The organism is Streptomyces sp. NPDC058646, from assembly GCF_042716875.1.
In the GTDB taxonomy this organism is placed as follows: domain Bacteria; phylum Actinomycetota; class Actinomycetes; order Streptomycetales; family Streptomycetaceae; genus Streptomyces.
Genome location: NZ_JBHXRK010000002.1, coordinates 111,846 through 127,763, shown reverse-complemented (window position 1 = coordinate 127,763; position 15,918 = coordinate 111,846). Strand labels below are relative to the sequence as shown.

Below are 15,918 nucleotides of genomic sequence, written 5' to 3'. Positions count from 1 at the left end.
AGTGGTACGGGCCGCCGTGTTCGCGGCCGCCTGCGTGCTGCTCGCGGCACCGGGTCACGTACTGATGTCGGGCAGGGCCGTCCCCCGGCCGGTGGCCGCCCCGGCCCTCGCCGGAGCCGGTGCGGCGGGCTGGTGGCTCGCCGGCCGTGAACACGGCGTCGCCGCCGTCACCGCGGTCGCCGTCGCGTTGCACACGGCCCTGCACCTCGGCTTCTCGCCGGCCCAGGCGGCCACCGCACCGCTGCCGATCGCGGCCGGGGCGGGCGGAGCGCACGCCCGCCACCTCGCGCCGGTGCTCGCGCACAGCGCCGCGCCCGCGGGGCACGCCACGGCCGGCACCTCGCCCGCCGCCATGCCCGCCGCCCACCCACTGGCCGCCCTGCTGTGCGCGCCGTGGCTCGCCTACGGGAGCGCGGCGCCTTCCGCATCCTGCGCGCGGGGGCCGCCGCCCTGCTCGCCCCACTGCGGCCGGTGCGCCGCCCGCCCGCGCCGCCGCACCGGCCGCGCATCCGCCCGCGCCGCGAGGACCGGGTGCACCCGCCGCGCCGGCTGCTCCCCGGCCGGTCCGTCGCCTCGCGGGGTCCGCCGCCCGGTTCCGCCGTCCTCCGACAGCCGGCGCCCCGCCCCTGTGCGCGTGGCCGTACGCCCTTCACCCGGGCCGCCTCCGGGGCGGCGCCGGGTCCGCAGCCTTCCCGAAGGACATCAGGCGATGCCCCCTGCCCTGAGCACCCTCCGCGCGGCCGAGGACAGGCCGGCGCGGCACACCGGCGGCGCCGACGGGGCGGTGACCCTGCCGGCTCCGGCCGCACGCGACGGCGACCCCCGGTGCACCGACCGGTTCGTCCGCTCGCTGCACCGCGACGTAGGGCGGTACGTGGCCCACCTGAGCGCCGATCCGCAGGCCGCGGACGACCTCACCCAGGACACCTTCCTGCGGGCGCTCGGCGCCCTGGGCTGCCCGGTGGGTACCGGCCGCGCCCGCGCGCGCGGGCGCGCACCGCACTGGTCGCCCTCCTGGCGGACACCGGGACGCCGTCCGCGCCCCCCCCCCGTTCCGCGGGGGCGGGGTGCGGGCGGTGGGGGCGGCCCTGCCGCGACGGTGGCGACGGGTCGGTGAAACGGCGACGGCTCGCCGCCCCCGTCGGGGTGGCGAGCCGTCGTCCGGTCCGGCGGGCGTCGTCAACGGCCGCGCGGCTTGCCCCGCTTGGCGCCCTTGGCGCCCTTCGTGCCCTTGGCGCCTCCGGCGGCGCCCCGTGCGCCCTTGCCGGCCCCGGCGGACCTGCCGGAACCCGCCGACTTGCCCGCGGCCGGCTTGCGCTGCCCGGCGCCCGCCTCGGGGCGCTTGCGCTTCGGCTGCGGCGGCGTCGGGGGCCGGCCCCGGGTGCTGTTGACCGTCCGTCCGCGGACGATCCCGATGAACTCCTCCACCAGGTCGGTGGTCTCCTCCTGCGGCCAGGACAGCGCTACCCGTGATTCCGGGACGCCCGAGACGGGCCGGTAGGTGAGGTCCCTGCGGTGGTACAGGCGGGCCAGCGACTGCGGGACCACGAGCAGTCCCACGCCGGCCGCCACCAGCTCGACGGCGTCCTCCGTCGTGGCGGGCCGCTCCATGGCGGGACGTCCCGGCGGACGCTCCCAGTCCAGGGTGTCGTCGAGGGGGTGCAGCACGATCTCGTCGGCCAGTTCCTCGGCGGACAGCTCTTCGACGGCCGCCACCAGGTGGTCCTTGGGGACCACGACGACGGTCGTCTCGGTGTAGAGGGGGATCGCGCTGAGGTCGTCCCGGTCGACGGGCAGACGGACGAATCCCGCGTCGGCGGCACCGCCGCGCAGCACGCCGAAGGCCTCGGCGGCCGGGGCCGCGACGAGGGTCAGGGGGATGTCGGGCAGCCGCTCGTTCCAGATCCGCACCCACTTGGTGGGCGTCACTCCGGGGACATACGCGAGCCGGAAGGAAGAGGGTGTTTCCGAGCCTGTCACTCCGCCAGGTTACCGGTCGTGGTCGGAGGTAGCGCACATGCTCGATACCCTTGGCACCATGACGTCGCACCAGAGCACCCAGACCATGAAGCCCGCGACCGCGGCGAAGAAACTGGGTGTGTACCTCGAGGCCACCCCCGCCGAGTTCCAGGAGGGTGTCGTCTCGCGCACCGAGCTGGCCGCGCTGCAGGCCGACCCGCCCCAGTGGCTGCAGGACCTGCGACGCAACGGCCCGCACCCCCGTCCGGTGGTCGCGGCGAAGCTGGGCGTCTCCATCGCGGGCCTGGCCCGCGGCGGGGTCACGGAGCCGCTGACCACGGAGCAGATCGAGGCGCTGAAGGCCGAGCTCCCCGAGTGGCTCCAGCGGGAGCGCACCACCCAGGCCGATGTCCGCAAGGAGACTGTCCGCATCAAGGAGAAGAAGGCGGAGCAGGCCGAGAAGCAGGGTCGGACGCGTCCCTGATCCGCGGTGCCGCAGTGCCGTGGGGGGGGGGGGGGGCCCCGCCCCCCCCCCCCCGGGGGGGGGGGGGGGGGGGGGGGGGGGGGCCCCCCCCCCCCCCCCCCCACGGCTTTCGCATGCGTCAGGCGTTGACGCAGACGTTGCCGGCGGCCGGGTTCAGCACACCGATCACGTTGACGCTGTTGCCGCAGACGTTGATCGGGATGTGGACGGGGACCTGGATCACGTTGCCCGAGAGCACGCCCGGGGAGCCGATCGCCGCACCCGAGGCGTTGGCGTCGGCGGACGCCGCCGAGGCACCGCCGGCGATCGCCATGGCGACGGCCAGGGCCAGACCAGCACTCTTCAGAACACGGGACATGGGAAGTCTCCTAGTTGTTCCAGAACGGCGCCTGTGCGCCGCGCGCCCCCCGACGGGGCCGCATCTTCTCTTCGGCACGAAACCCCTTCCCGATCGGCCGGCGAGGGCCGGTTCCCTCGAAAGGGTGGGCCCGCCCCTGCTGCATTCGGACTGCTGCGGGGGCCCCGCCCGGGCGGCCGCGACCGTGAACATGGCGGGCCGCACCACCGGGCCGGCGGGGACTGTGGTGTCCGCGCCCATGGGCCGCCGGGCGCCCCGTCCCTAGCGTGGGCGGCCATGACGAGCGAACTGCACCCAGCTCCCGAAGGCCTTCCGTACGGGGCCCAGCGGGTGGACCTGACCGGCCGCACGGCCCTGGTGACCGGCGGCGGCAGTGGTATCGGACGGGCCTGCGCGCGGGCGCTCGCCGACGCCGGAGCCCTCGTGCACGTGGTCGACCGGGACGGCGGGGCGGCCCGCGCGGTCGCCCGGGCCACCGGCGGCCTCGCGCACGCGGTGGACCTGGCGGACGGGGAGGCCGTCCTCGCACTCCCCCGGGAGGTGGACGTCCTCGTCAACTGCGCGGGGATCCAGCACGTGGCGCCGATCGAGGAGTTCCCGCCGGACCGCTTCGAGCTGATCCAGCGGGTGATGGTGACCGCACCGTTCCTGCTGCTCCGGCACTGTCTGCCGTACATGTACGCGGGCGGCTGGGGCCGCGTCGTGAACATCTCCAGCGTCCACGGGCTGCGGGCCAGCCCGTTCAAGTCCGCGTACGTCGCCGCCAAGCACGGCCTGGAGGGCCTGAGCAAGGTCACGGCCCTGGAGGGGGCCCCGTACGGGGTGACCAGCAACTGCGTCAGCCCCGGTTACGTCCGTACGCCGCTGGTCGAGGGGCAGGTCGCGGCCCAGGCCGCGGCCCACGGGGTCGCCCCCGAGGCGGTGGTCGGGGAGGTGCTCCTCAGCCGCTCGGCGATCAAGCGGCTGATCGAACCGGAGGAGGTCGCCGCGGTCGCCCTCTGGCTCTGCGGCCCGCACACCGGCTACCTCACCGGCGCCTCCGTCCCTCTGGACGGCGGCTGGGGCGCCCACTGAGCACCCCTCCCGCGGGCCCGGGCCGCCGCGCCGGGTCCGCCGGGCCCCGCCGAGTTGCGCGAGGGCCGCGAGGGGCGTTGGTTCGAAGGAGGTGCGTACGCGCTTTTCCGTCTCCCCTGGCTGGGGGTGAGCCCTCGTGCTGTTCGCCCACCGCACTGATGCCGGGCGCCGTCTCGCCGCCGCGCTGCGGCACCTGGAGGCCGCCGACCCCGTGGTCCTGGGCCTGCCCCGCGGCGGTGTCCCGGTGGCCTTCCAGGTGGCGCGGGAGCTCGGTGCGCCCCTCGACGTGGTCGTGGTCCGGAAACTGGGCGTGCCCCACCACCGCGAGTGGGGGTTCGGCGCCCTCGGCGAAGGGGGCGTACGGGTCATCAGTGAGGACGTCGTCCAGCGTGCCGGGGTCGGGCCCCGGGACCGGGCGGCGGTCGAGCGCGCGGAGGGGGCCGAGCTGGTACGGCAGGCCCGGAAGTTCCGCGGGGACCGGCCCCGGGTGCCGCTCGACGGGCGCACGGTGATCGTCGTGGACGACGGGATCGCGACCGGCGCCACGGCGGCGGCCGCCTGCCAGGTGGTCCGGGCGATGGGCGCGGCACGGGTGGTGCTGGCGGCGCCCGTGGCGCCGCCGGACGCGGCCGTCCGGCTGCGCTCCGCGGCGGACGAGGTGGTGTGCCTGTCCACGCCGCACGCGTTCCGCGCGGTCGGCGAGTGGTACGAGGACTTCACGCAGACCTCCGACGAGGAGGTCGTCTCCTTGCTGGCGGAGGCGGGACCGCCGCTCCAGCCGCCCCCGGCGTCCCCCGCACCTCCCCGATATCCCGCATCCCCCGGAACGGGCCCGTCCGCCGAGGTGTCGGTCGACGCGGACGGCCTCGCGCTGGCCGGGGACCTCGTCCTGCCGGCCGGTGCCGGGGCGGTCGTGGTGTTCGCCCACGGCTCCGGCAGCAGCCGCCGCAGTCCGCGCAACCGGGCGGTCGCGCGGAGCCTGCACCACGCGGGGCTGGGCACGCTGCTCTTCGACCTGCTCACCCCCGGGGAGGAAGCGGACCGGGCGAACGTCTTCGACATCGAGACCCTGGCCCGACGGCTCACGGACGCCACGCGCTGGCTGCGGCAGCGCACCGAGGGGCCCGTCGGCTATTTCGGAGCGAGCACCGGGGCCGCGGCAGCGCTGCGGGCGGCCGCCGCGCCCGGTGCGGACGTCTCCGCGGTCGTCTCCCGGGGCGGCCGCCCGGACCTCGCCGGGCCGCTGCTCGCCGGCGTACGGGCGCCGACCCTGTTCATCGTGGGCGGCCGCGACCCGACGGTGCTCGACCTCAACCGGCGGGCCCAGGCGGAGCTGCGCTGCGAGAACAGCCTCGCCGTGGTGCCCGGCGCGACCCACCTCTTCGAGGAACCGGGAGCGCTCTCGGAGGTGGCCGCCCTCGCCCGCGCCTGGTTCACGAGCCATCTGGGCCCCGGCCCCGGCTAGCCGGGGCGGGGGGAGCCCGCGCGGGTCCTGAGCCGCGGGTCCCGGCCGTGGCCGTCCGGCTACCGGTACGGGTCGAAGGGGATGCCCGCCGGCTTGGCCTTCGCGAGGTGGGAGGCGAAGGAGCCGTCCTTCAGGCCGAAGTGCGCGCTGCCGAAATCGGCCTGGCTGAGCTTGTCCCGCAGCGTGGCGGGGTAGCCCGACCATCCGACGAGGGTGGGGAACTGCCAGGTGCCGCGGTGGTTCTCCGGCGGTTCGTCGTCGGTGTTCGCCGCGCGGAAGCAGTGCGTGCCGATGCCGTCCTTGTGGTAAACGATCTTGGGATGGGTGCCGTCCCAGCGGATCTGGTCGCGCGCGTGGACGGTGAAGTCGCCGTGGGCGGAGGTCGCGACGTATTTGGCCTCGCTGTCCTGGATCCAGACGACCACGTGTTCCCAGTCGTGGCGGTGGCCGCCGAGGCTGATGCCGGGGATGGCCTGGTCCTTCTCGAAGTACAGCGCGTAGACCACGGCGCACCAGCCGTTGTTGCAGGTCCAGCGGGAGTATCCGTTGGTGTTGGCGAGGTCCGCGGCGTCCCGGCAGTTGCCGTTGAGGGCGCCGGTGGGGTTGAGTCCGCCGTTCAGGACGCCGGTCGGGCCTATCGCGGGTGTCGGGTAGCAGCCGTCGGTGTCGTAGTCGTAGGCCGGCTGGAAGGTCAGCTCGATCGCTTCGGCCTGGCCGGGCAGGGCCGGAGGCGGTGCCGCGAAGGCGACTTGGGGGATGCCGACGACCAGCGCGAGGGCGGTTCCCACGACCGCCAGTGATCTCCGGATGTGACGGTTCGTCCGCACGTCGTGCCTCCTGGCCGCGGTTCGGGGGTGGCGGGCGGATCGCGACCACCGTCGACCGAAGCGCCCGGTGCATCATTCGCGAACCGGGGCGGCACGGCAAGGGTGCGGACGACCTCTCTTGCGGACCCGACGGCGAACCGGACATCCGTGGCAGGGAACGGAGTTGAGGATGTGTCAGACAAAGGGGGCGCGCCCGCGCGACGGGCTCGCCGCATCGCGGAAGGCCGCCCCCGGTGACCGCCGGGCCGGCGCGGCGGCCACCGGGCGGGCAGGGGTCTGTCCGCGCGGGCGGCCGGCCCGGAAGCCGCGCCCCTCTCCTGCGGGCGAAATCGCCCCGGACGGGCGGGACGTGCGCCCGGCGGCCCCCGCCGGCCGGGTGCCGGGTCGCGGCGGCTGCGGCACGAACGGATCCGCCGCACCCCCTGAGGGATGCGGCGGATCCGTCACACGGTCAGCGTCCGAGGACGTTCATCAGGATGATGGCCACGAGGTTGAGGAGGATGACGGCGCCCACGCCGCCGATCATGAACCAGGCCCTGCGCGATTCGTCCATGCGTACGAGTCACCTCCCGACTCAGCGCGCCTCCCCGCAGGCTCGACGGCCGTACGCGGAACCCGCCGGCCTTCCGCCATGATGCCCCCGTTCCGGGCGGCGCACAGGTCGGGGCACCCGGGCCGCCGGACCCGGCCTCAGCCGGAACGGCCGTCCGGGGTGAGCGTGGCGGCGGCCGCGAAGAGGCGGGCGCAGCGCTGCGTCATGGCCTCCGGGGTCTGCTCCGGGTGCTTGACCCACCAGCGGACGAGGGTGGCGACCAGGTCCCGCCAGACGTACTTGAGGGCGTCGGCGTCCAGGGGGTCGGCGGATCCGGCCGCGCGCAGCAGCTCGGCGGTGCCGCCCGCGGCGAGCCGGTCGACGGCCGCCCAGTACTCCGCGGCCCGGCGGGCGCCCTCGCCGCCGGGCGGCAGCGAGGTGTCGTACAGCACGAACCACGCCTCCCGCCGCCCCTCCAGGGCGGTGAAGATGCCGTGGAGCACGCGCAGCGGGGTGTGCGGGGCGGTCCCGTCCGGGCCCATCGCCGTCCGGATCGCGTCAAGGAGCCGGTCGCCCACGGGGACCAGGCAGGCGACGTACAGGTCCTCCTTGGTCCCGACGTACTGGTGCAGCAGCGTCTTGGTGACGCCCACGCGCGCGGCGATCGCGGGCAGCGAGGCGGCCGCGTAGCCACGGGTGCCGAACTCCTCGGTGGCGGCCTCCAGCATCTGCTGCCGGCGGTGCTCCCGCGGGACGCCCTTGGTACCGGCCTTCGACGGTGGGGTTGCCATGAGCCGATATTATCAGTAGGTAATTTACCGCTCGGTAAATTACCTACCCCAGGAGCGCCGCCCATGAACGGCACCACCCCGCAGCCGACGGCCCGCACCCGCTCCTGGTGGGGCTGGGGCCGGACGGACGAGCACCCCGACGATGCCGAGTGCACCGCGATGGGAGCCCTGCTCCCCGGTACCCTCGGCCGCCCGCTCCCCGTACCCCGCGTCCGCGATCTGGGCATCGGCAGCCCTGCCGTGGAACCTCCGGGCAGCCTCGCCCACCTGGTCAGCGCCGACCCCGCGGACCGGGCCGCCCACGCCATGGGCAAGGCGTACCGCGACGTCGTACGCGCCCTGCGCGGGCGCCCCGGCCGCATCCCCGACCTCGTCGCCCGCCCGGCGGACGAGCGGGGCGTGGCCGACCTGCTGGAGTGGGCCGGCGAACGCCAGGTCGCCGTCGTCCCGTACGGCGGGGGCTCCTCGGTCACCGGCGGCGTGGAGTACCGGGGCGATGCCCACCGGGCGGTGCTGTCCCTCGACCTGACCGCCATGGGCCGCGTCCTGGAGGTCGACGCCGAAGGCCGGGCCGCACGCATCCAGGCGGGGACCCTCGGGCCGGCCCTGGAGGACCAGCTGCGCCCCTACGGCCTCACCCTGCGGCACTTCCCCCAGAGCTTCGAGTTCTCCACGCTCGGGGGCTGGCTCGCCACCCGGGCCGGCGGCCACTACGCCACCGGCCGCACGCACATCGACGACTTCGTGCAGTCGCTGCGCGTGGTCACCCCGGCCGGCACGAGCAGCTCGTGGCGGCTGCCCGCCTCCGGGGCCGGCCCGTCACCCGACCGCCTGTTCCTGGGATCCGAAGGCGCCCTCGGGGTCATCACCGAGGCCTGGGTCCGCCTGCAGGAACGCCCCCGCCACAAGGCGTCCGCCGCCGTGTCCTTCACCGGATTCCCGGACGCACTGCGGGCGGTACGGGCCCTGGCGCAGTCCGGTCTCTCCCCCGCCAACTGCCGTCTCCTGGACGCCGGGGAGGCTGCGCTGTCGGGCGCGGCGCGGGACGGCTGCGCCGTCCTGGTCCTGGGCTTCGAGTCGGCGGACGAGCCGGTGGACGCCCTGCTCGCACGGGGGGTCGACCTGGCCCGTTCGCACGGCGGACGGTACGACGACACGCCCGTGGGCGCCTCCGGGCCGCACGCGGCTCCGTCCGGCGACGCCGCCGTAGTCGCCTGGCGCTCCGCCTTCCTGCGGATGCCCTACCTGCGGGACGGGCTGGCCAGGATGGGCGCCGTGGCGGAGACCTTCGAGACGGCGGCGACCTGGGACCGGATCCCCGGGCTGATCGAGGCGGTGCGCACCGAGGTCGGCGCGGCGGCGCTCAAGGCCACCGGACATCCCGCGACCGTCAACTGCCGTCTGACACATGTGTATCCGGACGGTGCAGCGCCCTATTTCACCGTCCTCGCGGCCGGCCGCGCCGGTGACGAGGTCGCCCTCTGGGACGATCTCAAGGCCGTCGCGGGTGAGGTCCTGCACCGCCACCGGGCCACCATCACCCACCACCACGCCGTGGGCCGGGACCACCGCCCCGGCTACGACCGCCAGCGCCCCGAGCCCTTCGCCCTCGCCCTGCGGGCAGCGAAGGGCGCCCTCGATCCCCGGGGCATCCTCAACCCCGGCGTGCTCGTGGACTGAGACGGAGCGCGCCGGAGGTGCCCCGGTCCGCCCGCGGCCCCGGCAGGGGCGGCCGTCACCAGGCGGACCAGGGCACCCGGCAGGTGTGCGGCCCCGCCCCTTCCGGACACAGGGCCCTGAGCGCCGCCTTGCGGACCGCCCGGTAGGTGCGCAGCGAGCACACCAGCCGGACGTCCAGCACGACCGCCTCCCGGGTGCCGCTGCTGCGGCCGGGGTTCTCGACGGCCCACTGCTCCGCGAGGAAGTCGCAGAGCTCGGCGGTCGTGCGGCCACTGTGCGCACCGGCCCGTAGGACGGTCTCGTCCACGATGCGCGCGCCGCGGGCACCGGCCTCCCGGCCGACGGACTCCCTGACCCACGCCAGCCCCTCCTCGTCCGCGTACAGGCCGAACCTCAGCTTGCGCGTCCTCACGTGCACCCACCCTCCCGCACCCTCGGGGACCGCCCCGACGTCCCAGGAGAGTCGACGCGGCGTCCGGCCGCAACCGGATTCCCGCGCGCCGGCGCCCGGATGCTGCCCGCGGCGGGCGGGAAGGCGGACGGCGGCCACCTTGACGGCGAGCGTGAACCACGGCGGTGACGGGCGGGTGAGTGCCGCCCGGACGGGTCTGCTCCTCCCGTTCGGGAGTCTCACGGTGCACAGGCCGCATCGCCCGGCCTTCACGTCGGTGGCGCCGGTCGGCAGGGGCGCCCGGACCGGCCGGGTACCGGCACGGGTCTGCGCCCATCCGATGTGGTGTGCCGCGAAGCCGGCGGGCCGGGGAGCTCGGCGTTGACCGTCCGCCGCATCCTGGACCGGATCCCAGACCACGGCCGGGGCATGCACGGCAGCGCCCAGGAGGTCACCGAGCGCGGCGACCTCCTGGGCCGAGCGACCGCAGTACCCGAAGATCACGGCCGCCCTCACCCAGGCGCCCCCTACGGGCAAGCGGACGCTGGGAAGTACTTGGGCGGGGGCTCAGGCCCGCCCCCGGACGGCCCTCGCAAGGAACAGGCTGCTGGTGCTGGGAGCGCAGCCGTGCACATGGCCGACGATCTACAGTGCACCGCATGGGGGTGCCGATGGAAGGCATGGTGTTGGCAGGCCGGTACGAGCTGGCCGAGCTGATAGGCGTGGGTGGCATGGGCGAGGTGTGGCGGGGCCGGGACCTCTCGTTGGCCCGGGATGTGGCGGTGAAGGTCATCGCCCGGCCGGGGGAGGACAAGCTCGCGCTGCGGTTGCGGGCGGAGGCGCGCGCGGCCGCGAGGCTGTCCGACCCGCACGTGGTGGCCGTGCACGATGTCGGGGAAGGTCCGGTCGACGGACAGACGGTCGTCTTTCTGGTGATGGAGCTCGTCGACGGGCGCCCGCTGGGGACTCAGAGCGGTCCGTCGGCCGTCGAGGACGTGGTGCGGTGGGGTGTGCAGATCTGCGCGGGGCTCCAGGCCGCGCACGCGGCGGGGATCGTCCACCGGGACATCAAGCCGGGCAACATCCTGCTGACCGCGAGGGGCCGGATCAAGATCTGCGACTTCGGGATCGCCCGGCAGAGCGGAGTTCGGGGACTTACGACGACCGGGTCGGTGATCGGGACGCCCGCGTACATGGCGCCCGAGCAGGCCCAAGGAAGGCACGACGCGCGCACCGACCTCTACGCGCTGGGATGCGTTCTCTACGAACTGCTCACCGGGGAACCGCCGTTCACAGGCTCGGGGTGGGATGTGCTTGCCCAGCACGCGAACCGGGTGCCGGTACCGGTACGGACGCATCGGCCGGAAGTCGCGGGCGAGCTCGACCGGCTGGTCCTTCGGCTGCTGAGCAAAGACCCGGCGGATCGCCCGCCGAGCGCGGCCGCGACCGGGGAGCTGCTGAGCCTGGCCGGAAAACAGCAGGGTTACCGGACGACCGAGTTGTGGGAGCCGTCGGGAAGTCTCATGGCGGCGCGGGACCTCGCCGCACGCCCGACCGAGACCGCCACCGCTCGGCCGGCCGCCGCGCAGCCCGTGCCCCCACCCGCCGAACAGGCGTCGGCGCGCGTATCCCGAGGGGCGTCCGCCTCGCGGGATCCCGAGAAGCCGAAGAAAGCCCTACGGTCGACGGGCGCCGCCTGGATCGCCTTCGTGGCGCCCGCGGTGGCGGTCGGGGGCCAGCTGGTCGCGTTCCAGGTCCTGTCCGGGACGTGGTCGGTGATCCTGGGCATCGTCATCGGCAGCGTCTTCTCGGTGGATCGCTCGATCTCGGAGGAAGGTGATCAGGACGGCCTATCGCTGATGGGCCTCCTGCTCGCCATGCTCGTGGCCGCAGCGGCAACGATCGTGCTGCTCCGGGCTCCTGGTGTCCCATGGTGGGTGGGGATCCTGGCCCTCATGCTGACGACGCCCGTGCTCTTCTGGGTATCCATGTGCCTGGTGCGGGTGTTCACGGCGGTGGCACGGGCGCGGGAATCCGTGTTCGTTGCCAACGGATCGGGCATGGCCGCAGGGGTGACGGCAGGCTCGCTGCTGCTTGCCCGTACGGACCTCGGGGTCCTGGTACCGGTGCTCGGCGGGCTGCTGATCTGGGCCGTCGTGGGCCTGGCGGTGACCTTCCTCCTCCCACCCGACCGCAGCTGAGGCTCGGCAAAGCCCCGCTGAGCGGGACTCGGGCTCGCTGACGGTCCGGTAGATTCGGCGATGCAGCTGATCTTCAGGGGAGCGGCACGATGCCGCGTGTACGACACGGGGGCAGTGGGTGCGGAGTGGACACGCGCGGGACCGTCGGCGGGAGGCCCTGCTGGAGTGCTGGCGCGCGATCGAGCTGTTCAGCCCGCCGACCATCCCGGCGCTGCCCCGTCGCCGCCCCGTCGCACGCTCTGGGGCGAGGGACGAGTACGTCGTCGACCTCATCCCGGAGCCGGGCCGGGTGCCGCCGCCCCTGCCCTGGGCCGCGGACCACCCGGAGACGGGGGCGCGGCGGGCACGGAACGGTTGGATGTGGCGGCACGATGTCTACTGCGGGGTCTTCGACCTGGAGTTACTCCGCCAGGCGATGATCGCGGTACTGCCCGCAGGGACCGATCCCGATCCCGGCGTGCCGCAGACCGAGCTGGTGCTGTCGGGCCAGAGCGCGATGTTTGCGTTGGTCCTGGACGACGAGGGACGACCGCTCGAGGACACATCCGTGATCTCCGCATGCGGCTGGGCGACCGGGCGTCTGTTCGATCCAGGACCGTCCGCAGCGGGATGGCTGGACGGCTTCGAGGAGCTCAACGACGCGTTCGGCACCGCGATCGACGAGCTCACGGCCACCACGGTCCCGTACGGCCCCACTATCCCGGCCGCCGTCACCGCGTACGGAGCGTGGCCCGGCACCGACGGTGGGGCGGGAACGCGGGGCGCCATCGGCGGCGGGAGCTGGCAGCAGTTGCTTGCCGAGATCCTGGGCGGCGCTGCCGTCGGCGCGGTCGGCGCCCTGTTCGGCGAAGTCGCCGGCGCCGCCCTGCAGGGCGCGGCGGAACCCCTGGTTCGCCGCACCGCGGACTGGGTCGCGGCCCGCCGCCCAGCCGAGGAGCAAGTGGAGTCCACGCCGCCGCAAGGCACCGAGGACGTTCCTCAGGGGGCGTCGGCCGATGGTCCTGACACGTCGGCGGAGTTCGGGGCAAGCGCCGGCGCCGGTCCCCGTGCGCTCGGGTTCGCCGATCTGGTCGCCCTGACCGCGCAGATCGCCGACCTGTGCGGGGTACGGGACCACCTGCGACCCCAGGCGGTCCGGGTACGTAGCAGGCTGGTCCGACGGCCGCGGGACCCGAAGGCGAAGGTCACTGCCACAGCACCATTCCTGAACAGCCTGCTCCCGCCTGATCTGGCCCGGGTGTCCGCAGCCCTCGGCAACGGCATCGGCCCGGCGCTGGAGGCGTACCTGACCGAGCTCGACTCCGTCGCCGTGAGGGCGCGGACGGATGTCCGCCAAGAGCGCGGGATCGTCCTCGACGGGGTCGCTCCGGACCTTGTTCCGGCCGGCCGCTGGCCCGCACCGGCGCGGTTCCCGCTCGCTCTGAGCCAGCAGTTCGCGGTCAACCGCATGCTCGCCGACCGAGCGGGAACCGAGGGCGGGATGTTCTCCGTGAACGGCCCGCCGGGCACGGGCAAGACCACGATGCTGCGCGACCTGGTCGCCGCTCTGGTCGTCGAGCGGGCGGCGGTGCTGGCCACGTTCGACCGGCCCGGCCAGGCGTTCACCGGTCCGCCGTGGCGGGGCCGGGACCGCCAGGGTCAGCGCCCCCGCTTCATATCGCGGCTCGACCCGCGGCTGACCGGGTTCGAAATCGTGGTCGCCTCCTCCAACAACGGCGCCGTGGAGAACATCACCGCCGAACTGCCCGGCATCGGCGCGCTCGGCGAACACTGGCAAGACGGCCCCGACCACTTCTCCGACCTCGCCTCCGCACTCCTCGGCGGGCCGGCCTGGGGGCTGGTCGCAGCGGTGCTCGGCAACAAGACCAACCGCAAGGAGTTCGGGAACCGGTTCTGGTGGGGCCAACTACCCGAGAAGGAGAGCGACGCCCGCTCGGCCGCCGGCCTGCCGCCGCTGCGCGGCATGCGCGCGGTCTTGAGTGACTGGATTCCGCCCAAGCCCACGCCCGGAGGCCGGGGGACTGTCACCCCCGCGGACCACGCTGGGGCCGCGGCGGCCGGACCCGCCCAACCCGTACCGTCGTGGACCGGCGCCGTCGCGGCGTTCCGTGCCGCCCAGGCAGAGGTCGAGCGGCTGCGCGCCGGGCGCGCCCGGCTGGCCGGGGCTCTGGCGGCCGTCGAGTCCCCATCAGCCGGGCAGCGGATCGCGGACCTGGAGGCCGCCGTCTCCCGGGCCGACCAGCAGGCCGCCGCCGCCGCGGCGGCCTTGGACCGGGCCGCCGCCGCCACCGCCACCGCCCGGACGGCCACAGTGATGGCCGAGGCCGGATACGGGACGGCCTCCCACCGCGTACCCCAGGCCCGGCAGGAGCTGGCCGCCGCCCGCGCGGACCTGTCGGCCGCCCGTGAACTGGCTGCGCACCACCGCGAGTACGTGGCCGCGCTGACCGCCCGGCACGACGCGCCCCCGGCCGGCGAACGGGGCCTGCGCGGCGGGCTGCGCCGTCTGCTGCAGAGCGCGGCCGACCGGCAGTCCGCCGAACGGCAGCAGGAGCACACCCAGGCCGAGATCGCGCACCTGCTCTTCCAGCAGCGCGCCGCGCTCGAGGACTCCCTGGAGCAGGTCGCCGCAGCCGTGCGCGCCGAGTCCCTGGCCGCCGGGCAGCACACCGCGTCCGCCGCCGCCGTAGACGAGGCCGCCGCCGGCCTCACCGCCGCCCTCGACCACGAACGGGCCGCGAGCTCGCGGGAGGCCGCGTCGGCCGCCGCCCTTCGGCACGCCCGATGGGTCGCAGACTCGTCCCGCCGCGACCTGCGGGGCGCCGTGGCCGAACTCGACGGCCTCCACCGCGAACTGCGGGAGGCGGCCCGGCCGCTGCCGTCCCTGCCCCTCGGCTGGGCGCACCTCGACGAAGCCGACCAGGAGCTCGGCTCGCCCTGGTCCGACGAGGCATGGTCCACCGCGCGCAGTGACCTGTTCCTGCGCGCCCTCGACCTGCACCGCGCCTTCGTCGCCGGCGCCGCGAAGAAGGTCCTCGGCAACCTCCAGGTCCTCATGGAGCTGATGGCAGGCACCAACGGGCCCGTCCCCGACGAGGAGGTCGAGCGCGCCTGGCAGACCCTCTTCCTCCTGGTGCCGGTCGTATCGACCACCTTCTCCTCGGTGGGCAGCATGTTCGCCCGCCTCGGTCGGGAGTCGATCGGCTGGGTCCTCGTGGACGAGGCCGGGCAGGCCACGCCGCAGGCCGCCGCCGGCGCGCTGTGGCGGGCCCGCCGTGCCGTTCTGGTCGGTGATCCGCTCCAGCTCGAACCCGTGGTCACCATGCCCACGGCCCTGCAGCTCCGGCTGCTGCGCGCCTACGGTGTCGACGAGCACTGGCTGCCCTCGGCCACCTCGGCCCAGGCCGTCGCCGACCGGACCAACCGCTACGGCACCTACCTGCCGGCCCCGGACACCGAGGACGAGCACGTCTGGGTGGGCTCGCCGCTGCGCGTCCACCGCCGCTGCGAAGAACCGATGTTCACGGTCAGCAACGAGGTCGCGTACGGCGGCCTCATGGTCTACGGCACCGCACCCAAGGCATTCCCCGACACGGAACACAGCGGCCTGCTCCCCAGCCGCTGGCTCAACACCGACGACCCGAGCCGCCCATCCGAGGCCCCGTGGGGCGAACGCGACCGCCGAGCCTTCGAGTTCGTCCTGGAAAACTTGCACCGGCACGGTGTCGACATCGAGCGCGTACGCGTCATCGCCCCCTTCCGGGCCCTGGTCGCCGAATGCCAGAAGATCTGCCGCGGCCGTGAAGGCTGGACGTCCGAACTGATCGAGGAGCGCTGCGCCACCGTCCATCGGGCCCAGGGCAAGGAAGCCGACGTCGTCGTCCTCGTGCTCGGCGGCGGCCGGCCCGGCGCCCGTGACTGGGCGGCCCGCACCCCGCACCTGCTCAACGTCGCCGCGAGCCGCGCCAAACGCCGCCTCTACGTGATCGGCGAGCGCAGCCTGTGGGCCCCGCTCCCCCACTTCGACATCCTCGCCTCCGAGCTGCCGGAGTTCGACCACCGCCGCGACCGCACCACCTGGCCGCCGGACACCGAGTGACAGCCGACGGGCGGATGGCTATATGCCCGTCACGACGCGATGCCGCTGGAAGGCTCG

General features: G+C 74.8%; 12 protein-coding genes. 7 read left to right on the top strand and 5 right to left on the bottom strand.

The window, feature by feature from the left end:
• Position 1 precedes the first annotated feature (1 nt).
• A complete protein-coding gene (locus ACFWUZ_RS04080) occupies positions 2-1,117 on the top strand; it encodes a sigma factor (protein ID WP_384366669.1) in 1,116 nt (371 codons plus the stop codon).
• 62 nt (positions 1,118-1,179) lie between these two features.
• Here the strand turns inward: ACFWUZ_RS04080 and ACFWUZ_RS04075 are convergent, their stop codons facing one another.
• Positions 1,180-1,980, bottom strand: coding sequence for a LysR family transcriptional regulator substrate-binding protein (locus ACFWUZ_RS04075; protein WP_384366666.1), 801 nt, complete (start codon positions 1,978-1,980; stop codon positions 1,180-1,182).
• A gap of 37 nt (positions 1,981-2,017) precedes the next feature.
• Between ACFWUZ_RS04075 and ACFWUZ_RS04070 the strand changes: the two genes are divergently transcribed.
• Complete coding sequence (locus ACFWUZ_RS04070) at positions 2,018-2,443, top strand: DUF5997 family protein (protein ID WP_384366662.1); 426 nt, start codon at positions 2,018-2,020, stop codon at positions 2,441-2,443.
• 118 nt (positions 2,444-2,561) lie between these two features.
• Here ACFWUZ_RS04070 and ACFWUZ_RS04065 read toward each other — a convergent pair whose 3' ends face one another.
• Positions 2,562-2,801 carry a chaplin gene (locus tag ACFWUZ_RS04065; protein ID WP_384366659.1) on the bottom strand — a complete coding sequence of 80 codons (240 nt, stop codon included), beginning with the start codon at positions 2,799-2,801 and terminating at the stop codon, positions 2,562-2,564.
• A gap of 276 nt (positions 2,802-3,077) precedes the next feature.
• Between ACFWUZ_RS04065 and ACFWUZ_RS04060 the strand changes: the two genes are divergently transcribed.
• Positions 3,078-3,875 carry a 3-hydroxybutyrate dehydrogenase gene (locus ACFWUZ_RS04060; protein WP_384366656.1) on the top strand — a complete coding sequence of 266 codons (798 nt, stop codon included), beginning with the start codon at positions 3,078-3,080 and terminating at the stop codon, positions 3,873-3,875.
• A 136-nt stretch (positions 3,876-4,011) separates the two neighbouring features.
• The gene (locus ACFWUZ_RS04055) at positions 4,012-5,340 is read left to right on the top strand and encodes a phosphoribosyltransferase family protein (protein WP_384366653.1); all 1,329 of its coding nucleotides are present in this window, start codon (positions 4,012-4,014) and stop codon (positions 5,338-5,340) included.
• Between the two features lie 59 nt (positions 5,341-5,399).
• Here the strand turns inward: ACFWUZ_RS04055 and ACFWUZ_RS04050 are convergent, their stop codons facing one another.
• Entirely contained in the window at positions 5,400-6,167 is a 768-nt protein-coding gene (locus tag ACFWUZ_RS04050) for an NPP1 family protein (protein ID WP_384366650.1), read from the bottom strand.
• A gap of 690 nt (positions 6,168-6,857) precedes the next feature.
• Positions 6,858-7,490, bottom strand: coding sequence for a TetR/AcrR family transcriptional regulator (locus ACFWUZ_RS04045; protein ID WP_384366647.1), 633 nt, complete (start codon positions 7,488-7,490; stop codon positions 6,858-6,860).
• Positions 7,491-7,553: 63 nt separating this feature from the next.
• Here ACFWUZ_RS04045 and ACFWUZ_RS04040 point away from each other — a divergent pair, with 63 nt between their 5' ends.
• A complete protein-coding gene (locus ACFWUZ_RS04040; protein ID WP_384366644.1) occupies positions 7,554-9,170 on the top strand; it encodes an FAD-binding oxidoreductase in 1,617 nt (538 codons plus the stop codon).
• Between the two features lie 55 nt (positions 9,171-9,225).
• Here ACFWUZ_RS04040 and ACFWUZ_RS04035 read toward each other — a convergent pair whose 3' ends face one another.
• Positions 9,226-9,582: a hypothetical protein gene (locus ACFWUZ_RS04035; RefSeq protein ID WP_384366641.1), complete on the bottom strand. Its 357-nt coding sequence runs from the start codon at positions 9,580-9,582 to the stop codon at positions 9,226-9,228.
• Positions 9,583-10,220: 638 nt separating this feature from the next.
• On the opposite strand from ACFWUZ_RS04035, the gene ACFWUZ_RS04030 reads away from it, so the two are divergent.
• Positions 10,221-11,762 carry a serine/threonine-protein kinase gene (locus tag ACFWUZ_RS04030; protein WP_384366637.1) on the top strand — a complete coding sequence of 514 codons (1,542 nt, stop codon included), beginning with the start codon at positions 10,221-10,223 and terminating at the stop codon, positions 11,760-11,762.
• A gap of 118 nt (positions 11,763-11,880) precedes the next feature.
• Entirely contained in the window at positions 11,881-15,861 is a 3,981-nt protein-coding gene (locus ACFWUZ_RS04025) for an AAA domain-containing protein (RefSeq protein ID WP_384366634.1), read from the top strand.
• The last annotated feature ends 57 nt before the right edge of the window (positions 15,862-15,918 follow it).